The sequence below is a fragment of the Micromonospora sp. NPDC048887 genome, assembly GCF_040649715.1.
GTDB lineage: Bacteria > Actinomycetota > Actinomycetes > Mycobacteriales > Micromonosporaceae > Micromonospora.
The window spans coordinates 107,963-131,768 of sequence record NZ_JBEZGA010000010.1 but is presented as its reverse complement, the minus strand read 5'-3'; the positions used below and the strand labels follow the sequence as shown (position 1 = coordinate 131,768).

Sequence of the window (23,806 nt, the reverse complement as noted above, 5' to 3'; positions counted from 1 at the left end):
CATGGCGAGGGCCCGGGCACGGATCACGGCGCTCCTCCTCGCGCTCGGCGTACTCGCCGGGGCCACGATCTCCTGGCCGGTGATCGGGGCGGCCACACCCGCGTACGCCGCCGCGCCGGTCGCCCAGGCGCGCGCCGAGCTGTGCAGCACCAAGGAGTGGCAGGCCGACTTCCGGTCCTGCGTCGGCAAGCTCAAGGCCGTCAGCGAGGACCAGGTCGAGTGCCGCAACGCGCCGGTGCCCGCCGCGCCGGACTCGGGCCTGGCCGGCTGGTTCGCGTCCCGGCCCGACTCGGCGAAGGAGCCCGGCCCGAAGGGCCTCTACAGCGACTACGGCTACGCCGGGTACAGCTACAACACGTACGACATCGACGGCGGCTGCGCCTCCTCGGTGCTGCATCCGGACTACCGGTTCACCACGATGGTCGCCAACGGCGAGTTCATGTTCGCCAACGCGGTGATCGGTGCCTCGAACGCGCTGCGCGAGCGCGCCTGGGACCCGCGCACGATGTGGAGCTGGGCCGACCCGCTTGTGGAACAAGCCACGAAGGCCGTCTACCAGAAGGTGTTCAGCGTCTTCGGCATCATCACCGTCTGCGTGGTCGGCCTCTACCTGCTCTGGCGGTCCCGCCAGTCGGACATGAGCAACGCGATGACCACCGCGGGCTGGGCGCTGCTGGTGATGGTGGCGGTGACCGCGCTGGCCGCCTGGCCGGTCAAGTCCGCGAACATCGCCGACAACACGCTGATCAGCACGCTGGGCGTGGTGCACGACGCGGTCGGCCCTTCTACCAAGGACACGCCGCCGGGGCAGTGTGACGACCCGAATCCGCAAGCGTGCAAGGATCACCGGCCACCCGCCGTGCGCGCGAGTGACACAGCCACCGAGACGATGCTCTACCGGAACTGGCTGCGCGGTGTGCTCGGCTCGGCGGACAGCGAGACTGCGAAGAAGTATGGTCCGGCCCTTTACGACGCCCAGTCCCTGACCTGGGAGGAGTCCGAGAAGCTCCGCCAGAATCCGGCTACCCGCGAGGGCACGATCAAGGCCAAGCAGCAGCAGTGGGCCCGTGTCGCCCAGCAGATCGAGACCGAGGACCCGGAGGCATACGAGTACCTCAAGGGCACCAAAGACATGGACCGGATCGGTGCCGGGTTCATCGCGGTGCTGGCCTCGGTGCTGTTCGCCATGTTCGACCTCACCGCGTCGCTGCTGGTGCTGCTCGGCTTCCTGATCTTCCGCTGGGCGGTGATCGCCGCGCCGATCCTCGGCACTGTCGGCCTGATGCGCCCGGCCAGCGCCGGCCTCCGGCGGCTGGCGAACGCGGTGGTCGCCGCGGTCTTCAACATCGCCATCTTCGGCACCGGGGCGGCCATCTACCTCTTCGCCGTCGACCTGATCATGAATACCGCGACGCTGCCCGGCTGGCTCCAGGTGGTGCTGGTCTGGCTCTGCGGGGTGGTCGGCTGGCTGCTGCTGCGGCCGTACCGCCGGATCACCCAGCTCGGCGGCAAGGACAGCAGCGAGGCGGTCAGTTCGGCCGGGTCCTGGCACCGCCGGTTCTTCCGGGACATGCGGATCGCCGCCCGGCTGGACGTGGCCGAGCCCGGTGGCACCAACGAGCCGGCGATCGGCAAGCGCCGCACCGTCACGGCCGACCAGCGCAGCCTCCGGCCGGAGGCCCGGCACGAGGATCCGGCGCACAGCGCCACGCCCGCCGAGCGGGAACGGCCGGACGGACGGGAACGGCCGGAGGACCCGCCCGCGACCGGGCGGCCGGGCGGCCGTCCCACCGCCACGCCCCGGCCCCGGCGTGCGCCGTCGACCTGGACCGAGCCGGACGTGCCGGAGGAGTCGCCCTCCTACGCCGTCTACCGGCCGGACTCGGCGGGCCGCGGCACCTCCCCGGCCCGGCCGGCGCCCCGTGTCCGCTCCGAGGCCCGGTGAGTCCGGTGCGTCGGGCGCTGGAATTCCTCTTCACCCGGGTCCTCCGATCCCGGATCGGTGTCGCCCTGGTGATCGCCGTACTGGTCTTCGGGGTGATCGGCGCGGCGCGTCTGGTCGCCGGGCCGGGCGACACCGGCCCCGGCCTGGCCAGCCGCCCCTCCCAGCCGATCAGCACAGCCGACCCGGAGGCCGGTGACGACGGCGTGCTGTCCAGCCCGCCGGCCGCTGTCGCACCCAAGGTCCGGCCGGGGGAGGCCACCCCGGAGCAGATCGCCGGGCGGTTCACCACGGCGTGGCTGAGCGGGCCGGGCAGCAGCGGCGACGCCTGGCAGGCCCGCCTGCGGCCACTGTCCACCCCGGCCCTGGTCGAGAAGATGACCGGTGCCGATCCGGAGACGGTGCCCGCGCGGAAGGTGACGGGCGCCCCGACGCTCCGGCCCCGCACCGAGTCCTTCGTGGAGGCGCTGGTTCCGCTGGACAACGGCACGCTCCGGCTCGAACTCGTCGCACCGGACGGGCCCTGGCTGGTGGACGCGGTCGACTGGGAGCGGTCGTGACCGCCGCCGGGCAGGCCCGCCGGAAGCTGCGCCTCGGCGTGGTCGCCACCGCCGTGACGAGCGTGCTCGCCCTGCTCTGCTGCGTCGGCGGTGCCGGTGCCTTCCTCCTCACCGAACTGGGCGGCGACGAGGACGACCCGAAGCTCGCGGCCCTGAACTGTGACCCCGCCTACCAGGTGAACCTGACCGGGGACATGCCGCGCTTCGCCGAGTACGGCGAGCGCCAGCTCCGCAACGCCGCGGTCATCATCAAGGTCGGCCAGGACATGAAACTTCCCGCCCGCGGCTGGGTGATCGCGCTGGCCACCGCGATGCAGGAGTCGGCGCTGCGCAACCTCGCCAACAGTACGGTCCCGGCGTCGCTCGCGCTGCCGCACGAGGGAGTGGGCGCCGACCACGACTCGCTCGGCCTGTTCCAGCAGCGGCCCGGGTGGGGCAGCGTCGAGCAGCGGATGACACCCTCGTACGCGGCCCGCAAGTTCTACCAGAAGATGGAGAAGGTACCGGACTGGCAGCAGCGCCCACTCACAGTCGTGGCCCAGCAGGTCCAGGTCAGCGCCTATCCCGACGCCTACGCCAAACACGAGGAACTGGCCGGACGCATCGTCGACGAGCTCGCCGGAGGCGCCGCCCGGACCGTGGAGATCGCCGGCAAGGCGGTGTGCGACGCCGCCGCCGGAGACCGGATCGCCGCCTCCGGCTGGACCGCGCCGCTGCCCGGCGGCGTGGTCTCCGGCTTCCGCACCACCGCCCGTCCCAGCCACCACGGCGTCGACCTGGCCGCCTCGAAGGGCACTCCGATCCACGCCGCCTCGGCGGGACGGGTGCTGGTCGCCCGCTGCGACCCCGACCGCTCCGGGCGGCGGGACTGCGACCGGGACGGCTGGCCGGACAAGGGCGGCTGCGGGTGGTTCGTGGACATCCTGCACGCCGGCGGGTTCATCACCCGCTACTGCCACATGGTCGAACGGCCCCGCGTGGTGCCGGGTCAGTCGGTCGCGGCGGGCGAGGTCATCGGGATCTCCGGCAGCAGCGGCAACTCGTCCGGCCCGCACCTGCACTTCGAGGTGCACCACGACGGCGATCGGTCCAGCAGAGGAGCGGAGAACCCGGTCCCCTTCATGCGCAAGCGGGGCGCACCCCTCGGCGAGACCGGGTGAGGACGGGCGGATGAGCAACCCCCTGCCCGACCCGTTCGCCGACCGACCGGACTGGGCGCCGCTACCACCCCGCCCGGTGGAGACCGTGCCCGCCGCCGGCGGGGCCGAGCTACGCGGTCGCCGCGTGCTGGTCGGCCTGCCCGGTCTCGGCTGGCGGGGCGACCTGCGGGCCGACGAGCGGGTGGTGCAGGGCAGCCGCACCTACGTACCGGTGATTCCGGAACACGAGTGGTACCGGGCCGAGGCCGAGCAGGTTGAGGTGTTCGCGCCGCTGGTACCAGTGGAACGGGTCTGGGTGGAGACCATCGGCGAGCGGCGTCCGGCGGCCGGGGCGAGCGCCCCGGGTCTCCGGCTGGTGTCGCTGGACGTGCCGGAACGCCGGCCACCCACGCCGGTGTTCGAGGCCGACGCCGTGACCGGACGGCGCGTGGTGTACGTGGACGACGGTGTGGAGCGGCGCGACCTGCGCGCCGTCACCGAGACCTACTCCGGCCCGGACGGCGACATCTGCGTGCGGGTGGCCCCGGAGCTGGAGTGGTACCGGTGGGCCTGGCGTGGGCAGGCACCGACCACGTTGGAGGTGCCGGTGCACCTGCTCTGGCTGGAATGAGCTCCACTCAACCAATTCTCTTGCCGTCGCAGACGCGCCATCCGTCCCGCTCAACTACCCGAAACTGCCAGTCCTCGCGTCGGCTGCTGCGTGTCTGACCATCAGCCGAACTCGAAATGGTCAGCGTCGTGGATACCGACTCATCCTCGCCATCCTTGACTCTGGTCAAGGCCCCCCAGCTAGCTCGGACCACCACCTCGAACTTGGCCTCCCGCTGCTCCATCTCCGCACGGAGGTCTCGAAGAGCATCAAGGTTGCCCTCGGACTTGCAAGCGAACTCCTGCGCCTTTGTGTCGTTGCGGTCCACGAGGAAGGCCCGAAGATAGTTGTCCACCACCACGTCGGGGGCGCTCCGGTCCGGGGCGGTCGCGCGGTCGTACAGCACGAATCCGACCACACCGCCGACGGTGCACAGCAACGCCAGCACCCCCGCGACGACCGCGAGCACCGTGCGCACGGAACGCTTGGGGCGTACCGGTAGGGGAGCGGGCGCGGGGGGCGCCAACGGCTCCGGCGGGGTTCGCTGCGCCGGTACTCGGGACACCTGGGAACCGGCGGGGGGCTGCACTGATTCCACCTCCTGAGGCTATCGGCTGCGCGTCGCGTACCCAATGCCTGGAACCGGCGGATCGTGGCGAACCGCCGGGCGGACGCCGCCCGGCGACGGGGTGAGGCTGCTCACCGCCGGCCAGCTCACCGCGCCGACCGACATCCCGGTGGACGGCCGCCGCCTGGGTTACCGTCACAACTCGGGGAGGACATGTCGGCCTCGGAAAGAGAGGTGGACGCGGTGGCGACTCCGAAGGCGCGCGCCGGCCGGGCCGCCGCGCTGCACCGCCGGGCCGAGGCCGCCGCGACGGCGGCCGCGGGCATCCTCGACGAGATCCGGCCCGCGCCGGCCGACCACCACCGGCAGTACGAGCTGGCCGAACGTCTGCGGGCGGCGGCCGACCTGGCGGCACCCGGCTGGGCCGGCGGGCCACTGGAATCGCTCAGCGCGGCGACACCGCCCGGTGACGGCCTGCCGCCACTGGTCCGGGTGGGCACGGCCGCGCCGCTCGACGACGCCCGCTTCCCGGCGCTGGTGCCGTTGCTCGGCAGCGGCCACCTGAGCCTCGACGCCGACGCCTCGGACGCCCGGGTGGCCGGGCTGCTCCGGGCGCTGCTGCTGCGGGTGTTCGCCGCCACTCCGGCGGGTGCGCTGCTGGTCCGCGCGGTCGACGGCGGTTCCGGTGCGACATTCGCCGGGTACGCGCCGCTGGCCGACGCCGGGCTGTTGCCTCCGCCCGCCACCGACCTCGCCGGAATGCGCGCGGTGCTGGCCGAGGCCGAGCAGTGGATGGCGGCCGGAACCGCCCGGCAGCGCGGGCACGACCGGACGCTGCTGCTCGTGGTCGCCGCGCTACCAGGCGGTACGACCACAGCCGACCTGGACCGGCTCGCCGGACTGGCCGAGGGTGGGCCGCGCGCCGGGCTGCATCTGGTGCTCGCCGGCTGGCCGGACGGCAGCCCGCTGCCGCGTGCCACACCGGTGACGGTGCGCACCGCGTACGCGCTTGTCGGCGACCCGCCCGGTGCCGGCTTCAGCAGTCCCGGCGCCGAGCCGCCGGGCGGGCTGAACTCGCCCGTGTTCCTCGACGAGGACCCGCCCGCCGAGCTGGTCGCCGACGTGTGTGCGCGGCTGGCCCGGCAGATCGAGGACGGCTCGCGTCTGTCCCTGCGTGACCTGCTGCCGGCGGACGGTTTCTGGGCCGCCGGCTCGGCGGACGGGCTGAGCACCACAGTGGGTGACGCCGCCGGGCGTCCGGTCAGCCTGGGCTTCACCGAGCTGACCCCGCACTGGCTGGTCAGCGGCCGGGGCCAGGCGGGCCGGTCGGCGTTCCTGACCGACGCGTTGTTCGGACTCGCCGCCCGGTACGGCCCGGACGAGCTGGCGCTCTACCTGGCCGACCTGGCCGACGGCGAGTCCTTCGTGGAGTTCCTCCAGACCGAGCGGGACCGTTCCTGGGTGCCGCAGGTGCGCGCCGCCGGGATGGCCGCCGACCGGGAGTACGTGGCCGACCTGTTCGGCGAGCTGGAGGCGGAACTGCGCCGCCGCGAGGAGGCGTCCCGGCGGGCCGGTGGGCAGCGCTACACCGAGCTGCGGCAGCACCAGCCGCTGCCCCGGATCGTCTGCGTGGTCGACAACTTCCCGCTGGCGCTACGCGAGCGGGACCGCCTCGCCGCCGACCTGCTGGCCCGGTTGGACGCGCTCGCCCGCGCCGGCCGGTCGTACGGGATCCACCTGGTGCTGGCCGGCGAGGGTGACCTGGGCATCGGCGGTCCGCGTGACCCGCTGCTCGGGCAGTTCCCGGTGCGGGTGGCGCTGCCCGGCGGCTCGGCGGTGCTGGAACCGGCGAACGACTCGGCGGCCGGGCTGCCGGTGGGCAGCGCGGTGGTGAACACGGCGGGTGGCCTTGGCGGGCCGCGCGGCGCGACCCGGGGGCACGAGCGGATGATCCGCTTCCCGGATCCGTACGAGGACCCCGAGGTCCTCACCGACCTGCGGCGACGGCTCTGGGAGGCGCGGGACGAGGCGGCGACGCCGCCGGTGGTCTTCGCCGGGTACGCCCGCCCGCTGCTGGCGAACGATCCTCGGCACCGGGCCGCGCTCGCCGGCCGCGCCCACGGGCCCGCCGCGTTGCTGGGCCGGGCGGTGGACGTGCGCCGGTCCACGGTGACGGTGCCGCTGGGGCCGGGCGCGGGACGGAACCTGGCCGTCCTGGGGCGGGACGAGGAGGCGGAGCGCCTGCTGGTGACGGCTGTTCGCAGTGCGGCGGCGGCACAGCCGGGCGCGGTCCGGTTCGTGCTGGCGCCGCTGGCGAACGGGTCGGCCGAGCCGGCCGGGGCGCTCGCCGCCGAGCTGGCCGGACGGCACCGGGTGGAGACCGTCGACGCTGCCGGGCTGAGGGACGCCATGGCGTCGGACGAGCCGGGTTACCTGGTGGTGTTCGGGCTGGACGTGCCGGACGCCTCCGAGCTGCCGCCCGACCTGCTTCGGTCGCTGCTGGTGGAGGGCCCGCCGGCCGGCCGGCACCTGCTCGGCTGGTGGCGGGCGCCGGCTCCGCTGGCCGGGCTGCTCGGCCCGGAGGGCGAGGTGGACAAGCTCACCGCCGTGGCGGTCACGGACGTGCCGGGCGGCCGGCTGGAGCAGCTCTTCGACCGCCCGGTGTGGTGGCGGCCCCGGCCGGGCCGCGCGGTGCTCTGGGACGGCCCGGACGAGCAGGGCACGGTTTTCGTGCCGTTCGGCACGACCGGGGCGGCGGCGACCGCGCGGGTCGAGCCGGACCGGCGGGCGACGGACCGCACCGGGGAGGGCACGGCATGAGTGAGACCGGCACGACCGTACCGGGGCCCCGCTCGGGTGGGCCGGCCACGGTGGCGGATCCCGCCGAGTCGGCCTGGGCGGAGTATGTCGCCGCCGCGCGGGCGCTCGACGGCGTACGCCGGGCGGCGGCCACCGCCGCCGGGGAGCAGGCACGGTCGGTGGCCGCGGCCCGCGAGGAGCTGACCGTGGTACGGGAACGGCTGGCGCCGCAGCAGTCCCGGCTGCGTGAGCTGGGCGTACCGGCGTTGTCGCTGGTCCCGACGCCGCCTGAGGTGACCGAGGCGGCCCGGTCGATGGCGGGTGGGCCGTCGGCGGTGCTGGCGGCGCTGCGCGCCGCCGGAGACTGGGCGGACGCGGCGGACGACACGCTGAGCGCGCGTGGCCTGCCCCGGCTGGCGCGGTGGCCGGCCCGTCCGCGCAACCTTCTGGTGTACGGGCCGCTGGCGCTCGTGGTGCCGCTGCTCCAGCTCGTGCTGTACGCGGTCGCCGGTCCGGGCCCGGTGACGGTGCTGGCGCTGCTGGTCGGACTGCCGCTGCCGGCTGTCGCGTTCATGCTGGGCTGGCTCGCGGTGGGGCGTGTCTTCCGTCCGCGTCCCACCGACCGGGTGGACCGGACGCCGCGCTTCGGTGCCCTGGTCTGCCTGGTGCCGGCGGTGCTCACCGCCGCCGGGCTGCTGCTCGCCATGCTGCCGGACTGACGACGGCCGCGCTCCCGGCGGGAGTACGCGGCCGTCGGTGGCGGTCGGGGTCAGCGGGCCATGATCAGTGCCATCGCCTCGGCCCGCGACTTGGCGTCGTTCTGCAGGCCGCCGCGCACCGCGGACGTGATGGTCTTCGCGCCCGACTTCTGGATGCCGCGCATCGCCATGCACATGTGCTCGCACTCCAGCACGACGATCACGCCGCGCGGGGCGAGGCTGGACATCAGCAGGTCGGCGATCTGCGAGGTGAGCCGCTCCTGCACCTGGGGCCGGCGGGCGAACACCTCGACCAGCCGGGCCAGCTTGGACAGGCCGGTGATCCGGCCGTCCGGGCCGGGGATGTAGCCGATGTGCGCGCTGCCCCGGAACGGCAGCAGGTGGTGCTCGCAGAGGCTCATCACGTCGATGTCCCGGACGAGCACCAGTTCCTCGTGGTTGGCCTCGAAGGTGGTGCGGAGCACCTGCGCCGGGTCGACCCGCAGGCCGGCGAAGAGCTCGGCGTACGCACGGGCCACCCGGGCCGGTGTCTGCTGGAGACCGTCGCGGTCCGGGTCCTCGCCGACCGCGATGAGGATCTCGCGGACCGCCTTCTCGATCCGGGCGAGGTCGACGCTCTCCTCCACCGGGCCACCGGTGAGCTTGCCGCTGATCAGCCGCGCGGCCACGTAGTCGAGCGCGTCGTCGCCGTCGGGCTCGGTCGCGGAGACGGCCGACTCCCTGTGCGGGGAGCCGGCCGTCGTCGGATCGCTGTTCAGTGCATACCGTCCGAGTTGTTGCTGGAACCACCGATCGAGGCGGCACCGTCGGCGCGGGCCTGAGCGGCCAGCGCCTCCTTCTCGGCCGGCGTGAGCACCGGCGGCTCGGTGGAGGGCTGACGCTTGCCGAAGCCGTGGTACGGCGCCATCGGCGGGCGCTTGACCACGCGCGCGCAGATCCGGGCCATGTCGGCGGTGGAGAGCGTCTCCTTCTCCATCAGCTCGAGGACCATGTTGTCCAGGACGTCCCGGTATTCCACCAGGATCTCCCAGGCCTCGTCGTGGGCCAGCTCGATCAGCGCACGCATCTCGCCGTCGATCTCGGCGGCCACCGCGTCGGAGTAGTCCCGCTCGTGGCCCATGTTGCGGCCGAGGAACGGCTCGTCGCCGCTGGTGCCGTACTTGATCGCACCGAGCTTGGAGCTCATGCCGTACTGCGTGATCATCGCGCGGGCCAGCTGGGTGGCCTTCTCGATGTCGTTGCCGGCGCCGGTGGTCGGCTCGTGGAAGACCAGCTCCTCGGCCGCCCGGCCGCCCAGCGCGTACGCCAGGGTGTCGATCATCTCGGCCCGGGTCTGGGTGTACTTGTCCTCCGTCGGGAGGACAAGCGTGTGACCCAGCGAGCGACCCCGGGACAGGATGGTCACCTTGTGCACCGGCGCGGCGTGCGGCAGCGCCCAGGCGACAAGCGCGTGCCCACCCTCGTGGTACGCGGTGATCTTCTTCTCCTGGTCGCTCATCACCCGGGTCCGGCGCTGCGGGCCGGCGATCACCCGGTCGATCGACTCCTCCAGGGAGTCGTTCGTGATCGCCCGCTGCTCCTTACGAGCGGTGAGCAGCGCGGCCTCGTTGATCACGTTGGCCAGGTCGGCGCCGCTGAAGCCCGGGGTACGCCGGGCGACCGCGTCGAGGTCGACGTCGGGCGTGAACGGCTTGCCCTTGGCGTGCACCCGCAGGATGGCCTTGCGGCCCTCCATGTCGGGGGCGTCGACCGGGATCTGCCTGTCGAACCGGCCCGGGCGCAGCAACGCCGGGTCGAGGATGTCCGGCCGGTTGGTGGCGGCGATCAGGATGACGCCGCCCTTGGTGTCGAAGCCGTCCATCTCGACCAGGAGCTGGTTGAGCGTCTGCTCCCGCTCGTCGTGACCGCCGCCCATGCCGGCGCCACGGTGCCGGCCGACCGCGTCGATCTCGTCGACGAAGACGATCGCCGGGGCGTTCGACTTGGCCTGCTCGAACAGGTCGCGGACCCGGCTGGCGCCGACACCGACGAACATCTCGACGAAGTCGGAGCCGGAGATGGAGTAGAAGGGCACCCCGGCCTCGCCGGCCACCGCGCGGGCGAGCAGCGTCTTACCGGTTCCGGGCGGGCCGAACAGCAGCACGCCCTTCGGGATCTTGGCGCCCAGGGCCTGGTATTTCGCCGGGTTCTGCAGGAAGTCCTTGATCTCGTGCAGTTCCTCGACGGCCTCCTCGGCCCCGGCCACGTCCGCGAAGGTGGTCTTCGGCGTGTCCTTGGTGATCATCTTCGCCTTGGACTTGCCGAAGTTGAGCACCCGCGAGCCGCCACCCTGCATCTGCGACATGAAGAACAGCAGCAGGAGCACGAGAAGCGCGATGGGAAGCAGGTTGACCAGCAGGCTGACCCAGATGCTGTCCGACGACACCTTGGTGTCGACCGGGCCGGTGATCCGGTCCGCCGCCTCGGCCTCGCGGACCTGGTTCCAGACCTGGCCGCCGACCTCGTACGGGAACTGCGCCTCGATCTTGTCGGTGGTGGTGTCGTCGCCGAACTTGGCCTTGTCCTTCAGGTCGAGCTGGAGCGTCTGCTCCTTGTCCTGGAAGACGACCTTCTCGATGCCGCCCTTGTTGAGCTGGTCGAGCGCGACGGAAGTATCCACCCGGTGGTAGCTGGGACCAGCGGTGAACAGTTGACTGAGCACGACGGCGCCGAGGATGACCAGGATGATCCAGACCACCGGTCGGCGGAAGAAACGCGTACGTTCCATGCTGTAGTCGGGTGCCGAGGCGCCCGCATCCTCCTGATCGACGTCCTGACCGTCTGAATGGTGTCGCCGCCTTGAGCGGCGGCCGGGGCCGCCGTGCGGGCCGGCCCGACCCCCGGGGCACGCAAACTGCCGCACCACGGTCATTCGACGGTACACCGTGCGCGCGAGGAGTGAGCTTGCGAGCCCCGCAGTCGCGCACATTCGGAACCTCGGCGCGCACGTTGAGCGAGCTTGCGAGCCCGGCGCTTACGCGTAGGGCGAACCTGGGTTTGAGCCGGCGTGGCGGGGAGCTCCCACCCGGCCCGCCCACACCGCACGGTCACGCGGTTCGAGGGGCCGGGCGTGGAGGGTGCCTCCACGTCACCGGCCCCTACCGTAGACCGGAAGACTGAGAGCCCGCTGAATGTCAGCTGACGAAGGGCTCGGCAGGGTCAGGCCCGGGCGTACACCTCGGGCTTGAGCACCCCGACGTAGGGCACCTCGCGGTACCGCTCGCCGAAGTCGAGCCCGTAGCCCACGACGAACTCGGTCGGGATGTCGAACCCGACGTACTTGACCGGGACCTGGACCTTGACCGCGTCCGGCTTGCGGAACAGCGCGACCACCTCGACGCTCGCCGCGGAGCGCGACTCCAGGTAGCGCAGCAGCCAGGACAGTGTCAGGCCGGAGTCGACGATGTCCTCGACGACCACCACGTGCCGGCCGGCGATGTCGCGGTCGAGGTCCTTGAGGATGCGGACCACGCCGGACGAGGTGGTGCCCTGGCCGTAGGAGGAGACGGCCATGAACTCCAGCTCGGCGGGCGGGCCCTGGCGGCCCAGCGCGCGGGCGAAGTCGGCCATGAACATGACCGCTCCCTTGAGCACACACACGAGCAGCAGGCCGTCCTCGACGTGGGCGTAGTCCGCCGAGACCTGCTTGGCCAGCTCCGCGGTCTTGTCGCGGATCTGCGCCTCCGAAATGATCACGTGGTCGATGTCGGCGTCGTACCAGGAGCCGTCAGCCATGCTCCTAGCCTGCCGTACGCGCCCGCGCCGCCGTCGGCGGGGCCGCCCCTTTTGGCGCGGTCCCGCCGGGGATTTTCGGCGCGAACTGACCAAATCACCTCAGCAGGTACGGGAGCGCCAGCGCTGCCCGTCGTCGCTCGGCTTCCAGTCGGCCGAGTCGCGGGTGTCGGCGGTGAACCCGAAGGCGCTGGCGCCGACGAGGAGGAGCAGGAAGAGCAGAAGCAGGAGAACGGTCATGGCGGCGCTCCCTTTCACATGGTTGAGACTGTTTTCGCCGCCGGTGCGCACCGGACACCATTGATTCTGCGGACCACCGACCGAGGCCGACAGTGGCAGAAAAGCCAGTGGGCATCGATTTCCTGCCATCCGGCGGGTTACCCTCGTCACATGCTCCGCACGGTCGCCGTCATCGCCCTGGACCAGGTCGCCGCGTTCGAACTCGGCGTGCTCGCGGAGGTCTTCGGCACCGACCGCACCGCCGACGGCTTCCCCGGCTACCGGTTCGACGTCTGCACCGCCGACGGCAGCGCGGTACGCAGCCGCTCCGGCTTCCTGCTCACCCCCACCGCCGACCTGGGCCCGGTCGAGGACGCCGACCTGGTGGCGGTGCCCGCGCACGCCGACGGCACCCCCGTGCCCGAACCGGTGCTCGCCGCGCTGCGCCGCGCCGCCGACCGGGGCGCCTGGCTGCTCAGCGTCTGCGCCGGCGCGTTCGTCCTCGGCGAGGCGGGCGTGCTCGACGGGCGCGACTGCACCACCCACTGGCGGTACACCGACGAACTCCAGCGGCGCTTCCCGGCCGCCCGGGTCCAGTGCGACTCGCTCTACGTACAGGACGACCGGCTGCTCACCAGCGCCGGCACCGCCGCCGGCATCGACGCCTGCCTGCATCTCGTACGCCAGGAACACGGCTCGGCGGTGGCGACCCGGTTGGCCCGCCGGATGGTGGTGCCACCGCACCGCGACGGCGGCCAGTCGCAGTACGTCGAGACACCGATCCCCAAGGCGCCGGAGGCGCCCACCCTGGAACCGGTGCTGGAGTGGCTGATGGGACACCTACGGCGGCAGGTGACAGTGGACGAGCTGGCGGCGCGCGCCGGGATGGCCCCGCGTACGTTCGCCCGCCGGTTCCGCGCCGAGACCGGCACCACCCCGCACGACTGGCTGACCAACCAGCGGGTGCTGCTGGCCCGGCACCTGCTGGAGGACACCGCGCTGAGCGTGGAGGGCGTCGCCGAGCAGGCCGGATTCGGCGACGCGGCGGCCCTGCGGCACCACTTCACCCGCCGGGTGGGCACCACCCCGCTGGCCTACCGCACCACCTTCCGAGACCGCCAATCCACCTGACCCACCCCCGTCTCGTGCACCCCCCTCCCCGGCGCGCTCACCCCGTCGATCATGAGGTTGACCGCGCTTTCCGCCCATTTTCTCCCCGCCAACCTCATGATCAACGCCCCGGCCGGCACGCCTGGAGCGGTGATCAAGGAGTTTGAGGGGTGGGGAGGGCCGGAACGTGACCCAAACTCCTTGATCAGCGGGGCCGGGGGGTGGGGAGGGTCGGAACGGCGGCGGGCAGGCAGGGGTGAGGGCGGGCGCAGCGCCGGGTACAGCGGGTCAGGGTTGGAGGTGGTCTGCCCGGCGGCGGATCTGGAGGCCGCCGGGCAGGTGCACCGGGCCCTGTCCGTGCCAGGCCGTGACCAGGGCGTCCAGCGCCGCCACGTGACTGTGGGACAGGGCGGCCGGTGTCGCGCCCAGCTCACGGGCCCAGGCGTGCAGCGCCCGGGTGCGGACGGCGGCCGGCAGCCCGGCGAGCCCGGCGACGGACAGGCCGCTCCCCTCGGTCCGGACGTCGGCCAGCGCGGCGGCGGCGAGCGCGTCGAGCGCGGCGTTGTCGGCCGCGAGCAGCCCGGCGGTACGGGCCAGGTTCGCCACCACCCCCGGGCCCAGCGCGTCGACGAGGGCGGGCAGTGCCTCGGCCCGGACCCGGGCCCGGGCGTACGCGGGATCGGCGTTGTGCGGGTCCGCCCACGGGTCGAGTCCGAGCGCGGCGCAGGCGGCCCGCGTGTCGGCACGCGGGACGTCGAGCAACGGGCGCAACAGGGGCACCCCGTCGAGATCGCGCCGTTCCGGCATCCCGGACAGCCCGCGCGGTCCGGCGCCCCGGGCCAGTGCCAGCAGGACGGTCTCGGCCTGGTCGTCGCGGGTGTGCCCGAGCAGCACCCCGGCCGCGTCGTACCGGCGGGCGGCGGTGACCAGCGCCTCGTACCGGGCCTCCCGGGCGGCTGCCTCGGGGCCGCCGGGCCGGCCGTCCACCCGTACCGTGAGCGCCTCGACCGGGTCGAGCCCGGCGGCGCGGGCCCAGCCGGCGACCGCCTCGGCCCGTTCGGCGGACCCGGGTTGCAGGCCATGGTCGACTGTCACCAGGCCAGCCGGGCGCCCGAGCCGGGGGGCCACGAACGCGGTGGCGGCAGCGAGCGCGAGCGAGTCGGCCCCGCCGGAGCAGGCCACCAGCACCGGGCCGCCGCCGGGCAGACGGGTCAGCAACCGGCGTACGGCGAGCCGCACGGCCGCGACGGCGGGAGCGGGCGACGGAGATCGCCGCGACCGAGCGCCGGAATCAGCCGGGCCGGTGCCGTCGGCCGAGCCGGGACCAGCCGAGCCGGCCGGACCAGCCGAAACGACCGGATCAGACGACGGGCGGGGTGGCACCGGCGGGCCCGTGTACGCGGTTCACCCAGGCGTCCGGGTCGCCCAGCTCGTCCAGCCGGGGCAGCGTCAGCGGGGACGAGAAGATCTTGTTGAAGCCCTGCATCCCCACCCGGTCGACCACGCCGTGCACGAACTTGCGGCCCTCGGCGTACTGGCGCATCTTGACCTCGATGCCGAGCAGCCGCCGGATCGCCTTCTCCAGCGGGTTGCCGGACTCGCGACGGCGGTTGAACGCCGCGCGGATCGACTCGACGCTGGGGATGACCTGCGGGCCCACGCCGTCCATCACGAACTCGGCGTGGCCCTCGAGCAACGTCATCAGCGCGGTCAGCCGGTCCAGCACCGCGCGCTGGGCCGGGGTCTGCACGATGTCCAGCACGCTGGCCCGGCTCTCCGGGTCCTTGACCGCGTCGGAGAGCGTGGCCACCCCACGGCGGAGTCGTTCCAGCAGGTGCTCCCCGCCCTGCGAGGCGTCCACGAACGCTTGCACCTCACCGAGGAAGTACGCGCGCATCCACGGCACGGCGGTGAACTGGGTGCGGTGGGTGACCTCGTGCAGGCACACCCAGAGCCGGAAGTCGCGCGAGTCCGCGCCGAGCTTCCGCTCGACCTCGAGGATGTTCGGCGCCACCAGCAGCAGCTGGCCGGGGTCGCCGGCGAAGACCTCGTACTGGCCGAGCACGCGCCCGGAGAGGTACGCCAGCACGGTGCCGGCCTGCACACCTGTCACCCGGGAGCCGATCGCCTCGGTGAGCGCGCCCGGCCGCTTGTCGCCGGAGAGGCGCTCGACCAGCGGGGAGACCACCTCACGCAGCCCGGCGATGTTCGCCGCCGCCCAGTCGCGGCGGTCGACCACGCGTACCGGCGGGTGGGCGACCTGCGCACGCAGGCCGGTGTAGTCGGCGACGTGACCGGCCGCCTCCTCGGTCAGCCGGCGCAGGTCGCCGACCACGTCGGTGGCCTCGGCGTACGACACCCGAGGGCCCGACTTACTCAGCGCCCCCGCGGTCGCGGCGGCCAGATCCCAGTCCACGAACTGCGCCATGAACCCACCGTACCCGCGCCGGAACACCCCCACCCGGGGTCGCGCCGGCCGATCGACGCCCGTCGGTCAGCGGCAGCCGCACCCGGCCAGCGCCGAGCTGATCCGGTCCAGCGCCGCGCGGCTCTCGTCCAGCGAGCCCTGGGTCCGGTCGGTGAGCACGGCGAACGTGAGCAACCGGCCATCGGCGGTGGTCACCGTGCCGGCGATCGCGTTGACGCCGCTCAGCGTGCCGGTCTTGGCCCGCACCACACCCGCCCCGGCGCTCGTGGCCGCCGCCCGGTAGCGCTCGCCGAGCGTGCCCGACCAGCCGCCGACGGGCAGGCCGCCGAAGATCGCGGCGAGTTCGGGGTGACTGCCGTTGCCGGCCATCGTGATCAGGTCGGTGAGCAGCGAAGGGCTGATCCGGTTGGTGCGGGACAGCCCGCTGCCGTCGGCCAGGCTGATCTCACCGGCGGGCAGGCCCAGCTCGCCGAGCACCTGGTCGGTGGCGGCCGCGCCGCCGGCGAACGAGCCGGGCTTGCCCTTGGCGAGCGCCACCTGCCGGGCCATCGCCTCGGCGATCACGTTGTCGCTGTCGCTGATCATGATGTCGACCAGCCGGATCATCGGCAGGGACTCGACAGTGCCCAGCTCGGCGCCGGGAGCCGTACCCGTGGCGCCGGACTCGGCCGGCGCGGTGCCCCGGGCCACCTGGGCCGCGCCGGTCAGGCCGAGAAGCTTGGCGAACTGCCGGCCCGCGGTCAGGTCGGGCTGCGGCACCCGCTCGGCGGCGTGGTTGGTCTGCTCGGCGGTGCGCCGCGCCTCGGCGGGGTTCTTCCGAGCGCCGTCGGTCATCAACGCGGTGATCGCCGCGCCGAAGCCACCGGTGGGGATGTCGGCGTCCCAGCCGGGCTCGAAGACCGGGCCGCTGAACAGCGACGAGTCGACGATCACCTTGGTCGGCGCGGTGCCGCCGAGCGCGTCGCGCACCTGGGCGGCGAGGTCGTCCAGGCGGGCCGCGCCCGGGTAGAAGCCGTCCTTGTTCACGGCGAGCGTGGGGTCACCACCGCCGACCAGGACCACCTCGCCCGGGTTGGCCCCGGCCACCGCGCGGGTCGGGATCCGGTACGCCGGGCCGCGTGCCGCGAGCACCGCCACCCCGGTCGCCAGCTTGGTCACCGAGGCGGGCACGGTGGGGGTGTCCTGGCCCCTGCCGTAGAGCGCCTGGCCGGTGCTCACGTCGGCCACCGAGACGTGCACCCGGTCGCCGAGCGTGGCGGCGCGGACCAGCGGGTCGAGGGCCGCGCGGATGCCGGCCTCGGTGGGCAGCGGGGCGTTGCCGTCCGGCCCGGCCAGCACTGCCGGCGGGGTCGGCTCGGGCGGCGCGGCGACCGCCGTACCCGTGCTGTCGGGGTAGCCCAGCCACCCGGCGACCGGGCCGGGGCGCAGCACCGCGAGCCCGGCCACCGCCAGGGCCAGCACGAGCACGCAGGCCAGCGCCGCGAGCAGCCGCGAGCGGCGTCGTGGCCGGCCCGGCGGCGGACCGGAGGGTACGGGCGGCGCGGCGCCGGACGGCGGAACCGGCGGGCTGACCGGGATCGAGCCCGGCACGCCGGGCCGGCTCACCGGGCCTGCCGGATCGTGCGGCGGGCCGACCCGGGCGGACCCGGCGGCCGGAGCCGGACGATGAGGGATGTTGGCACCCGGGACGGACACCCGCCCGGTGGCCCCGCCGGAACCGGAACCGGCGGACCCGCGCCCGTCAACCCTCTCGGGGCGGTAGTGTGAATCTTCCCTCCCCACGGCCCCCTCCTCCCCCGCTCGAAATCGCCTTGGGCGACACTACTTCGGTCCGAACACTATGCGGCGGCCGGAGCCGACGGGGGGCGTTCACCCCGCGCCGGGGGTGAGCCGCTGGTTTCCGTTAGCCAGCGTGGGCAAACGAGGGAGCGTGGAAGATGGATTTCGACGTCACGGTTGAGATCCCCAAGGGTCACCGCAACAAGTACGAGGTAGACCACGCGACCGGCCGTATCCGGCTGGACCGCACCCTCTTCACCTCCACGCAGTACCCGGCCGACTACGGGTTCATCGAGGGCACCCTGGGCGAGGACGGCGACCCGCTGGACGCGCTGGTGCTGGTGCCCGAGCCGACGTTCCCGGGCTGCCTGATCCGCTGCCGCACCATCGGCATGTTCCGGATGACGGACGAGAAGGGCGGCGACGACAAGGTCCTCTGCGTGCCCTACGAGGACCCGCGCCAGGAGCACCTGCGCGACATCCACCACCTGGGCGAGTTCGACCGGCTGGAGATCCAGCACTTCTTCGAGGTCTACAAGGACCTGGAGCCGGGCAAGTCGGTCGAGGGCGCGACCTGGGTCGGCCGGGTCGAGGCCGAGGCGGAGATCGCCAACTCGTACCGGCGGGCCAAGGAGGCCGAGGAGCGCGGCGAGACGCTGCACTGACACCCACGCTTTCGCCGGAGGCCCGGGTCGCGACGCGCGACCCGGGCCTCCGCGTGTCTTAGGTGAGCAGGTCGCGGGCCCGGTCGTAGAGGCCCAGCACCGCGCAGGCCACCGGCACGACCGCGACCACCAGCGCGGTGTCGGTCAGGTCGGCCAGCCGCCCGAGGTACGGGGAGACCGGGCGCCGGGCGTAGGTGGCGCCGGCGGTGACCGCCGCCAGGGCCAGGGCCAGCCCGCCCACAGTCAGCGCCAGCCGGCCACCCGGACCGGCCCGGTCGGCCAGCACCACGCCGAGCAGGGCGAACCCGGTCAGCCCGGCGACTATCGCCGGCACCCGGTGCCGTACCGCCACGAACAGGCGCGAACGCAGCAGCAGCACCCCGCACGCGACTGCCGCCAACAGCAGCCCTGCGGTCCGGCCGACGGAGACCAGCACCGCGACCGCGCCGACCGCGAGCACCGCGTGGCCGAGCAGCATCCCGGTCAGCACCTCTTCCGCGCGGGCCACCGCCGCGTGCACCCGACCCCGGTCCGGCAGGTCCCGGGTGCCGGCCGGGCTGGGCAGGGTGAGCGGCGGCAGCGGCAGCTTGCCGACCCGGATGGCCAGCAGCGGCAGCCCGCCGAGGGCGAACACCAGCACGGCGAGCAGTACGGCGGCGGTGCCGTCCGGGTGGAGCAGCAACCCGCCGAGCGCGGCTGCCACACCTGCCAGGCCGACAGTCACCCCGGCCACGAAGACGCGGGACCGGCTGGCCACGCCGAGCAGGCCGAGCACCGCCACCAGCAGCAGCGCCACCGAGCCGACGAGCAGTTCGGGGGCGCCCACCCAACGCAGGCCCACGATCGGGCCGACCGGATCGCCGGAGGCGACCGAGAGCGCTCCGGCCACCGCCGCCCAGGGCAGCGCGTACCCGCCGAGGGTGGCGCCGACCGGGCCGTCCCCGTATGCCCGGGACGCGGCGGTGGCGGTGAGCACCAGGATCAGGGCGACCGCCGCGGCGACCGGCCAGCCGTGCTCCCCCGGACCGGCCGCGACCACCGCGACCAGCCCGACGGCCAGGGGTACGGCGGCACCGGCCAGCGCGGCGGCCCGGGTGGCGTGACCCGACCAGGCGGCGCCCCGGCGCCGGGCGCCGTCGACTATCGCCTCGACCACGTCGTCGTACTCCAGTTCGGGCCACTCGGCGCGGGCCGGCACCAGGTGCAGCACCTCGCCGTCGCGGACGCCCTGCGGCAGCAGCGCCTGGGCGGTGGCGAGCACCGCGCCGTCGGTGCGGCGCAGCACCCAGCCGCCGTGCCGTTCCCCGTCGTCGGCCAGCCCCTCGCCGGCGTGCCGGAGCACCTCGGGCAGCAGCTCGGCCAGGGGGACCTGCTCCGGTAGGGCCACGTCGACCCGCCGCCTGGGCGCGCTGATGGTGACCCGGGCGAGCCCGCTTGTCATCGAGGCATCTCCATATCGCGCGGAGGGAGTGGGCTGACGGACGAGAGGACTTTACCTACGATGAGCCAGGCTCGGGTTACCCAGAGCCACGTTCGGGGAGGGTGAGTGTCCACTGTCGTCATCAAGCGGCCGCCACGCCGCCCGGCCCCGGAGATCCCGGTCGGCGAGCTGCCCGTCGAGGCGCCGCCGGAGATCCCCGCCGCCGCCGGTGGGCGCTGGCAGCAGGCGCTGACGGTGCTGCCGATGCTCGGCGGGACGGTGGCCATGGCGATGATGTTCGGCCGCGGCGGTGGCGCCTACTCGTACGTCGTGGGCGGCATGTTCGGCCTCTCCTCGGTGGCGATGCTGGTGACCACCTGGGGCAGCGCCGGGCCGAAGAAGTCCGAGCTGATGGCCGCCCGCCGGGAATACCTGCGCCACCTGGGCACGCTCCGGCGCCGGGTGCGGGAGACCGCCGGCGCCCAGCGGGCCGGGCTGTCCTACCGCCATCCCGAGCCGGGGCGGCTCTGGTCGACTGTCGACAGTCACCGGGTCTGGGAACGCCGGCCCGGCGACCCGGACTTCGCCGTGGTCCGGGTCGGTACGGGGCCGCAGACGCTGGCCACCCCGCTGGTCCCACCGGTCACCCGCCCGCTGGAGGAGCTGGAGCCGATGACGGCCGGGGCGCTGCGGCGCTTCCTGGACGCGTACTCGGTGGTGCCGGACCTGCCGGTGGCGCTGTCGCTGCGCAGTTTCGCCCGGGTCTTCGTGCGCGGGCCGGCCGGCCCGGTACGCGGCGCCGGCTCGCCCGCCGCGCAGGCGCTGGCCCGGGCGGTGCTCACCCAGCTCGCCGTCTTCCACGCGCCGGACGAGCTGCTGATCGCGGTCTGCGCCGGGCCGGAACGCCGGGCCGTCTGGGAGTGGGTGAAGTGGCTGCCGCACGCCCATCATCCGGCGCGTACCGACGCGCTGGGCCCGGTGCGGCTGGTCACCAGCTCCGCCGCCGACCTGGAACGGCTGCTCGACGACGTGCTCGGCGCCCGGTCCCGGTTCAGCCCGCACGGCACGGCCACGGACGGGCCGCACGTCGTGGTGGTGCTCGACGGCGGTGACCTGACCGGCGCGAGCGACCTGGCCGGTGACGGCGGCATCGACGCGGTCACCGTGCTCGACCTGGACACCCCGCCGCCCCGGCTGCTCGACCGGTACGCGCTCCTGCTCGACCTGGTCGACGGCCGCCTGCACTCGCACTCCGCCGAGGGGCACGCCGAGGTGGGTGCCGCCGACGCGCTGGCGCCCGCCGACGCCGAGGCGGTGGCCCGGCGGCTCGCGCCGCTGCGGCTGGCCGGCACGGTACGGGGGCCGGACGCGCTGCCCGGCGCCGAGCTGGGCCTGCCCGAGCTGCTGGGTCTGGGTGACCCGGAGAGCTTCACCGCCGAGCAGGGCTGGGCGCCCCGGGCCGCGCGGGACAGGTTGCGGGTGCCGATCGGGGTGGGCGCCGACGGCGGGGCGATCGACCTCGACCTGAAGGAGTCGGCGCAGGACGGGATGGGCCCGCACGGCCTGCTGATCGGCGCTACCGGCTCGGGCAAGTCGGAGCTGCTGCGCACGCTCGTGCTCGGGCTGGCCGCCACGCACAGCTCGGAGCAGCTCAACTTCGTGCTCGTCGACTTCAAGGGCGGCGCCACGTTCGCGCCGTTCGAGCGGCTGCCGCACACCGCCGCCGTGATCACCAACCTGGCCGACGCGCTGCCGCTTGTGGACCGGATGGTGGACGCGATAAACGGTGAGCTGATGCGCCGGCAGGAGCTGTTGCGCCGGGCGGGCAACTTCGCGAGCGTGCGCGACTACGAGCGGGCCCGGACGGCCGGTTCGCCGCTGGCCCCGCTGCCGTCGCTGCTGCTGATCTGCGACGAGTTCTCCGAGCTGCTGTCCGCCAAGCCCGACTTCATCGACCTGTTCGTGCAGATCGGCCGGCTGGGGCGGTCGCTCGGGGTGCACCTGCTGCTGGCGAGCCAGCGGCTGGAGGAGGGGCGACTGCGCGGGCTGGACACGCACCTGTCGTACCGGATCGGGTTGCGGACGTTCTCGGCGCTGGAGTCCCGGACGGTGCTGGGCGTGCCGGACGCGCACGAGTTGCCGCGCAGTCCGGGGCACGGTTACCTGCGCTCGGGCACCGACCCGCTGGTCCGGTTCAAGGCCGCGTACGTCTCCGGCGCGGTCCGCCGGCGCGGCGGGGCGGCGGGCGCGTCCGGTGCCGGTGAGGCGCGCGTGCTCACCTTCTCCACCCACCTGGTCCCGGTGCCCGAGCCGCCCGTGCCCGCCGCCCTCCCGGCCGAGGACGACGGCGGCGAGACGCTGCTGGATCTGCTCGTGGACCGGCTGGCCGGGCAGGGCCCGCCGGCGCACCAGGTGTGGCTGCCGCCGCTGGACGCGTCGCCCGCCCTGGACGAGCTGCTCGGCCCGGTCGGCGCCGACCCGGTACGCGGGCTCGCGGTGGCCAATCCGGAGCTGCACGGGGCGCTACAGGTGCCGGTGGCGGTGGTGGACAAGCCGTTCGAGCAGCGGCGCGACCTGCTCTGGCTGGCGCTGGACGGCGCGGCCGGGCACGTCGCGGTGGTCGGCACCACCCGCAGCGGCCGGTCCAGCCTGCTGCGCACGCTGGTCTGCGCGCTCGCGCTCACCCACACCCCGGCCGAGGTGCAGGTCTACTGCCTCGACTTCGGCAGCGGGACGCTCGGCGCGCTGCGCGACCTGCCGCACGTGGGCGGCGTCAGCGGGCGCTCCGACGGCACCGCCGTGCGCCGTACCGTCGGCGAGGTCGCCGGGCTGCTGGCCGAGCGGGAGCGACGGTTCGCCGAGGCCGGTGTGGAGTCGATGGCCGCGTGGCGACGGCGGCGGGCGGCGGGCGCGCCCGACCCGTTCGGGGACGTGTTCCTGGTGGTGGACGGGTGGAACACGCTGCGCGGCGAGTACGAAGACCTGGAACCGCTGGTCACCGAGCTCGCCACCCGGGGCCTGGCGTACGGGGTGCACGTGGTGGCGAGCGCCCTGCGCTGGTCGGACTTCCGCCCGGCGATCCGCGACCTGTTCGGTTCCCGGCTGGAGTTGCGTCTGGGCGACCCGGCCGACTCGGTGGTGGTCAAGCGCGCGTTGGCGGCGACCGTGCCGGAGGAGCGTCCGGGACGCGGCATCACGCCCGGCGGGCTGCACTTCCTCACCGCCGAGCCCCGCGTCGAGGCGCTGGGGGCCGAGACGGCCGACCTGGTCAAGGCGGTGGCCGGCGCGTGGACCGGTCCGCCCGCGCCACGGGTGCGGCTGCTTCCGCCGGTGCTGCCGTACGCCGAGCTGGACCAGAGCGCGACGAGCGGGCTGGCGTTCCCGATCGGCGTGGCCGAGGCGGACCTGTCCCAGGTGGTGCTGGACTTCACCACCGAGCCGAACTTCCTGGTCTTCGGCGACGCCGAGTGCGGCAAGTCGTCGTTCCTGCGCGCGCTCGCCACCTCGATCGTCAACCGGTTCACCCCGGAGCAGGCCCGGGTGATGCTCGTGGACTACCGGCGCAGCCTGATGGGCGTGATCGAGACTCCGCACCTGATCGGGTACGGCACCGCCGCGCCGCACACCGCCGAGCTGATCGAGTCGGCCGCCGGCTACCTCCAGGGGCGGCAGCCGGGGCCGGAGGTGACCCCGGCGCAGTTGCGCAGCCGGTCGTGGTGGAAGGGGCCGGAGCTGTTCGTGCTCGTGGACGACTACGACCTGGTGGCCGGTGGCCCGACGAACCCGTTGCGGGCGCTGGAGGAGCACCTGCCGCACGCACGGGACATCGGGCTGCACCTGGTGCTGGCGCGGCGTACCGGCGGTGCCGGGCGGACCGCGTACGAGCCGATCGTGCAGCGGCTGCGCGAGCTGTCCACGGCCGGGCTGGTGATGTCGGGCGGGCCGGAGGAGGGCACTCTCGTCGGCCAGGTGAAGGCCGGGCCGCTCCCCCCGGGGCGGGCGCGGCTGGTCACCCGCCGGGAGGGGGTGCGCCTGGTGCAGCTGGCGCATCTCCCGCCCGGGTGATCGGGCTCGCCG

At 74.1% G+C, this 23,806-nt stretch carries 18 protein-coding genes; 9 read left to right on the top strand and 9 right to left on the bottom strand.

Annotated elements, in window-relative coordinates; all coding sequences use genetic code 11:
* The first annotated feature begins 1 nt into the window (after nucleotide 1).
* From AB0C17_RS17450 to AB0C17_RS17435, 4 genes are read left to right on the top strand one after another with little or no spacing between them, the layout of a single operon-like run.
* The gene (locus tag AB0C17_RS17450; protein WP_357479351.1) at nucleotides 2–1,945 is read left to right on the top strand and encodes an MFS transporter; all 1,944 of its coding nucleotides are present in this window, start codon (nucleotides 2–4) and stop codon (nucleotides 1,943–1,945) included.
* A complete protein-coding gene (locus AB0C17_RS17445) occupies nucleotides 1,942–2,502 on the top strand; it encodes a hypothetical protein (protein ID WP_357385463.1) in 561 nt (186 codons plus the stop codon). Before AB0C17_RS17450 ends, AB0C17_RS17445 begins: the two co-directional genes overlap by 4 nt.
* Nucleotides 2,499–3,662: a peptidoglycan DD-metalloendopeptidase family protein gene (locus AB0C17_RS17440; RefSeq protein WP_357479348.1), complete on the top strand. Its 1,164-nt coding sequence runs from the start codon at nucleotides 2,499–2,501 to the stop codon at nucleotides 3,660–3,662. Before AB0C17_RS17445 ends, AB0C17_RS17440 begins: the two co-directional genes overlap by 4 nt.
* Nucleotides 3,663–3,672: 10 nt before the next feature.
* Entirely contained in the window at nucleotides 3,673–4,272 is a 600-nt protein-coding gene (locus AB0C17_RS17435) for a hypothetical protein (RefSeq protein ID WP_357385459.1), read from the top strand.
* A gap of 7 nt (nucleotides 4,273–4,279) precedes the next feature.
* On the opposite strand, the gene AB0C17_RS17430 is transcribed toward AB0C17_RS17435, so the two are convergent.
* Nucleotides 4,280–4,840, bottom strand: a complete 561-nt coding sequence (locus tag AB0C17_RS17430; RefSeq protein ID WP_357479468.1) for a hypothetical protein — start codon at nucleotides 4,838–4,840, stop codon at nucleotides 4,280–4,282.
* A 213-nt stretch (nucleotides 4,841–5,053) separates the two neighbouring features.
* On the opposite strand from AB0C17_RS17430, the gene AB0C17_RS17425 reads away from it, so the two are divergent.
* A complete protein-coding gene (locus tag AB0C17_RS17425; RefSeq protein ID WP_357479466.1) occupies nucleotides 5,054–7,639 on the top strand; it encodes an FtsK/SpoIIIE domain-containing protein in 2,586 nt (861 codons plus the stop codon).
* Nucleotides 7,636–8,337 carry a hypothetical protein gene (locus tag AB0C17_RS17420; protein ID WP_357385457.1) on the top strand — a complete coding sequence of 234 codons (702 nt, stop codon included), beginning with the start codon at nucleotides 7,636–7,638 and terminating at the stop codon, nucleotides 8,335–8,337. The genes AB0C17_RS17425 and AB0C17_RS17420 overlap by 4 nt, the downstream gene beginning before the upstream one ends.
* 50 nt (nucleotides 8,338–8,387) lie before the next feature.
* On the opposite strand, the gene folE is transcribed toward AB0C17_RS17420, so the two are convergent.
* The 4 genes from folE to AB0C17_RS17400 form a co-directional block, all read right to left on the bottom strand.
* Nucleotides 8,388–9,005, bottom strand: a complete 618-nt coding sequence (gene folE / locus AB0C17_RS17415) for a GTP cyclohydrolase I FolE (RefSeq protein WP_259275967.1) — start codon at nucleotides 9,003–9,005, stop codon at nucleotides 8,388–8,390.
* Between the two features lie 86 nt (nucleotides 9,006–9,091).
* Complete coding sequence (ftsH, locus tag AB0C17_RS17410; protein ID WP_357468805.1) at nucleotides 9,092–11,104, bottom strand: ATP-dependent zinc metalloprotease FtsH; 2,013 nt, start codon at nucleotides 11,102–11,104, stop codon at nucleotides 9,092–9,094.
* A 431-nt stretch (nucleotides 11,105–11,535) separates the two neighbouring features.
* Entirely contained in the window at nucleotides 11,536–12,111 is a 576-nt protein-coding gene (gene hpt, locus AB0C17_RS17405) for a hypoxanthine phosphoribosyltransferase (protein WP_013288988.1), read from the bottom strand.
* Between the two features lie 99 nt (nucleotides 12,112–12,210).
* Nucleotides 12,211–12,348, bottom strand: a complete 138-nt coding sequence (locus tag AB0C17_RS17400; protein ID WP_018786602.1) for a hypothetical protein — start codon at nucleotides 12,346–12,348, stop codon at nucleotides 12,211–12,213.
* Nucleotides 12,349–12,498: 150 nt separating this feature from the next.
* On the opposite strand from AB0C17_RS17400, the gene AB0C17_RS17395 reads away from it, so the two are divergent.
* Nucleotides 12,499–13,458, top strand: coding sequence for a helix-turn-helix domain-containing protein (locus AB0C17_RS17395; RefSeq protein WP_357468802.1), 960 nt, complete (start codon nucleotides 12,499–12,501; stop codon nucleotides 13,456–13,458).
* Nucleotides 13,459–13,725: 267 nt separating this feature from the next.
* Here the strand turns inward: AB0C17_RS17395 and tilS are convergent, their stop codons facing one another.
* The 3 genes from tilS to dacB all read right to left on the bottom strand — a co-directional run bounded on the left by tilS (nucleotide 13,726) and on the right by dacB (nucleotide 17,353).
* On the bottom strand, nucleotides 13,726–14,676 hold the full coding sequence (gene tilS, locus AB0C17_RS17390) for a tRNA lysidine(34) synthetase TilS (RefSeq protein WP_357468799.1): 951 nt from the start codon (nucleotides 14,674–14,676) through the stop codon (nucleotides 13,726–13,728).
* A gap of 121 nt (nucleotides 14,677–14,797) precedes the next feature.
* Nucleotides 14,798–15,865 (bottom strand): zinc-dependent metalloprotease, encoded by a 1,068-nt coding sequence (locus AB0C17_RS17385; protein WP_357385449.1) that lies wholly within the window; start codon nucleotides 15,863–15,865, stop codon nucleotides 14,798–14,800.
* Between the two features lie 66 nt (nucleotides 15,866–15,931).
* Entirely contained in the window at nucleotides 15,932–17,353 is a 1,422-nt protein-coding gene (gene dacB / locus AB0C17_RS17380) for a D-alanyl-D-alanine carboxypeptidase/D-alanyl-D-alanine-endopeptidase (RefSeq protein ID WP_357479463.1), read from the bottom strand.
* A 449-nt stretch (nucleotides 17,354–17,802) separates the two neighbouring features.
* Here dacB and AB0C17_RS17375 point away from each other — a divergent pair, with 449 nt between their 5' ends.
* Nucleotides 17,803–18,309: an inorganic diphosphatase gene (locus tag AB0C17_RS17375; protein WP_181570752.1), complete on the top strand. Its 507-nt coding sequence runs from the start codon at nucleotides 17,803–17,805 to the stop codon at nucleotides 18,307–18,309.
* Between the two features lie 58 nt (nucleotides 18,310–18,367).
* Here the strand turns inward: AB0C17_RS17375 and eccD are convergent, their stop codons facing one another.
* Nucleotides 18,368–19,750, bottom strand: a complete 1,383-nt coding sequence (eccD, locus tag AB0C17_RS17370) for a type VII secretion integral membrane protein EccD (RefSeq protein ID WP_357479345.1) — start codon at nucleotides 19,748–19,750, stop codon at nucleotides 18,368–18,370.
* A 105-nt stretch (nucleotides 19,751–19,855) separates the two neighbouring features.
* Between eccD and eccCa the strand changes: the two genes are divergently transcribed.
* On the top strand, nucleotides 19,856–23,794 hold the full coding sequence (gene eccCa / locus AB0C17_RS17365; RefSeq protein WP_357479342.1) for a type VII secretion protein EccCa: 3,939 nt from the start codon (nucleotides 19,856–19,858) through the stop codon (nucleotides 23,792–23,794).
* Nucleotides 23,795–23,806: the final 12 nt, after the last annotated feature.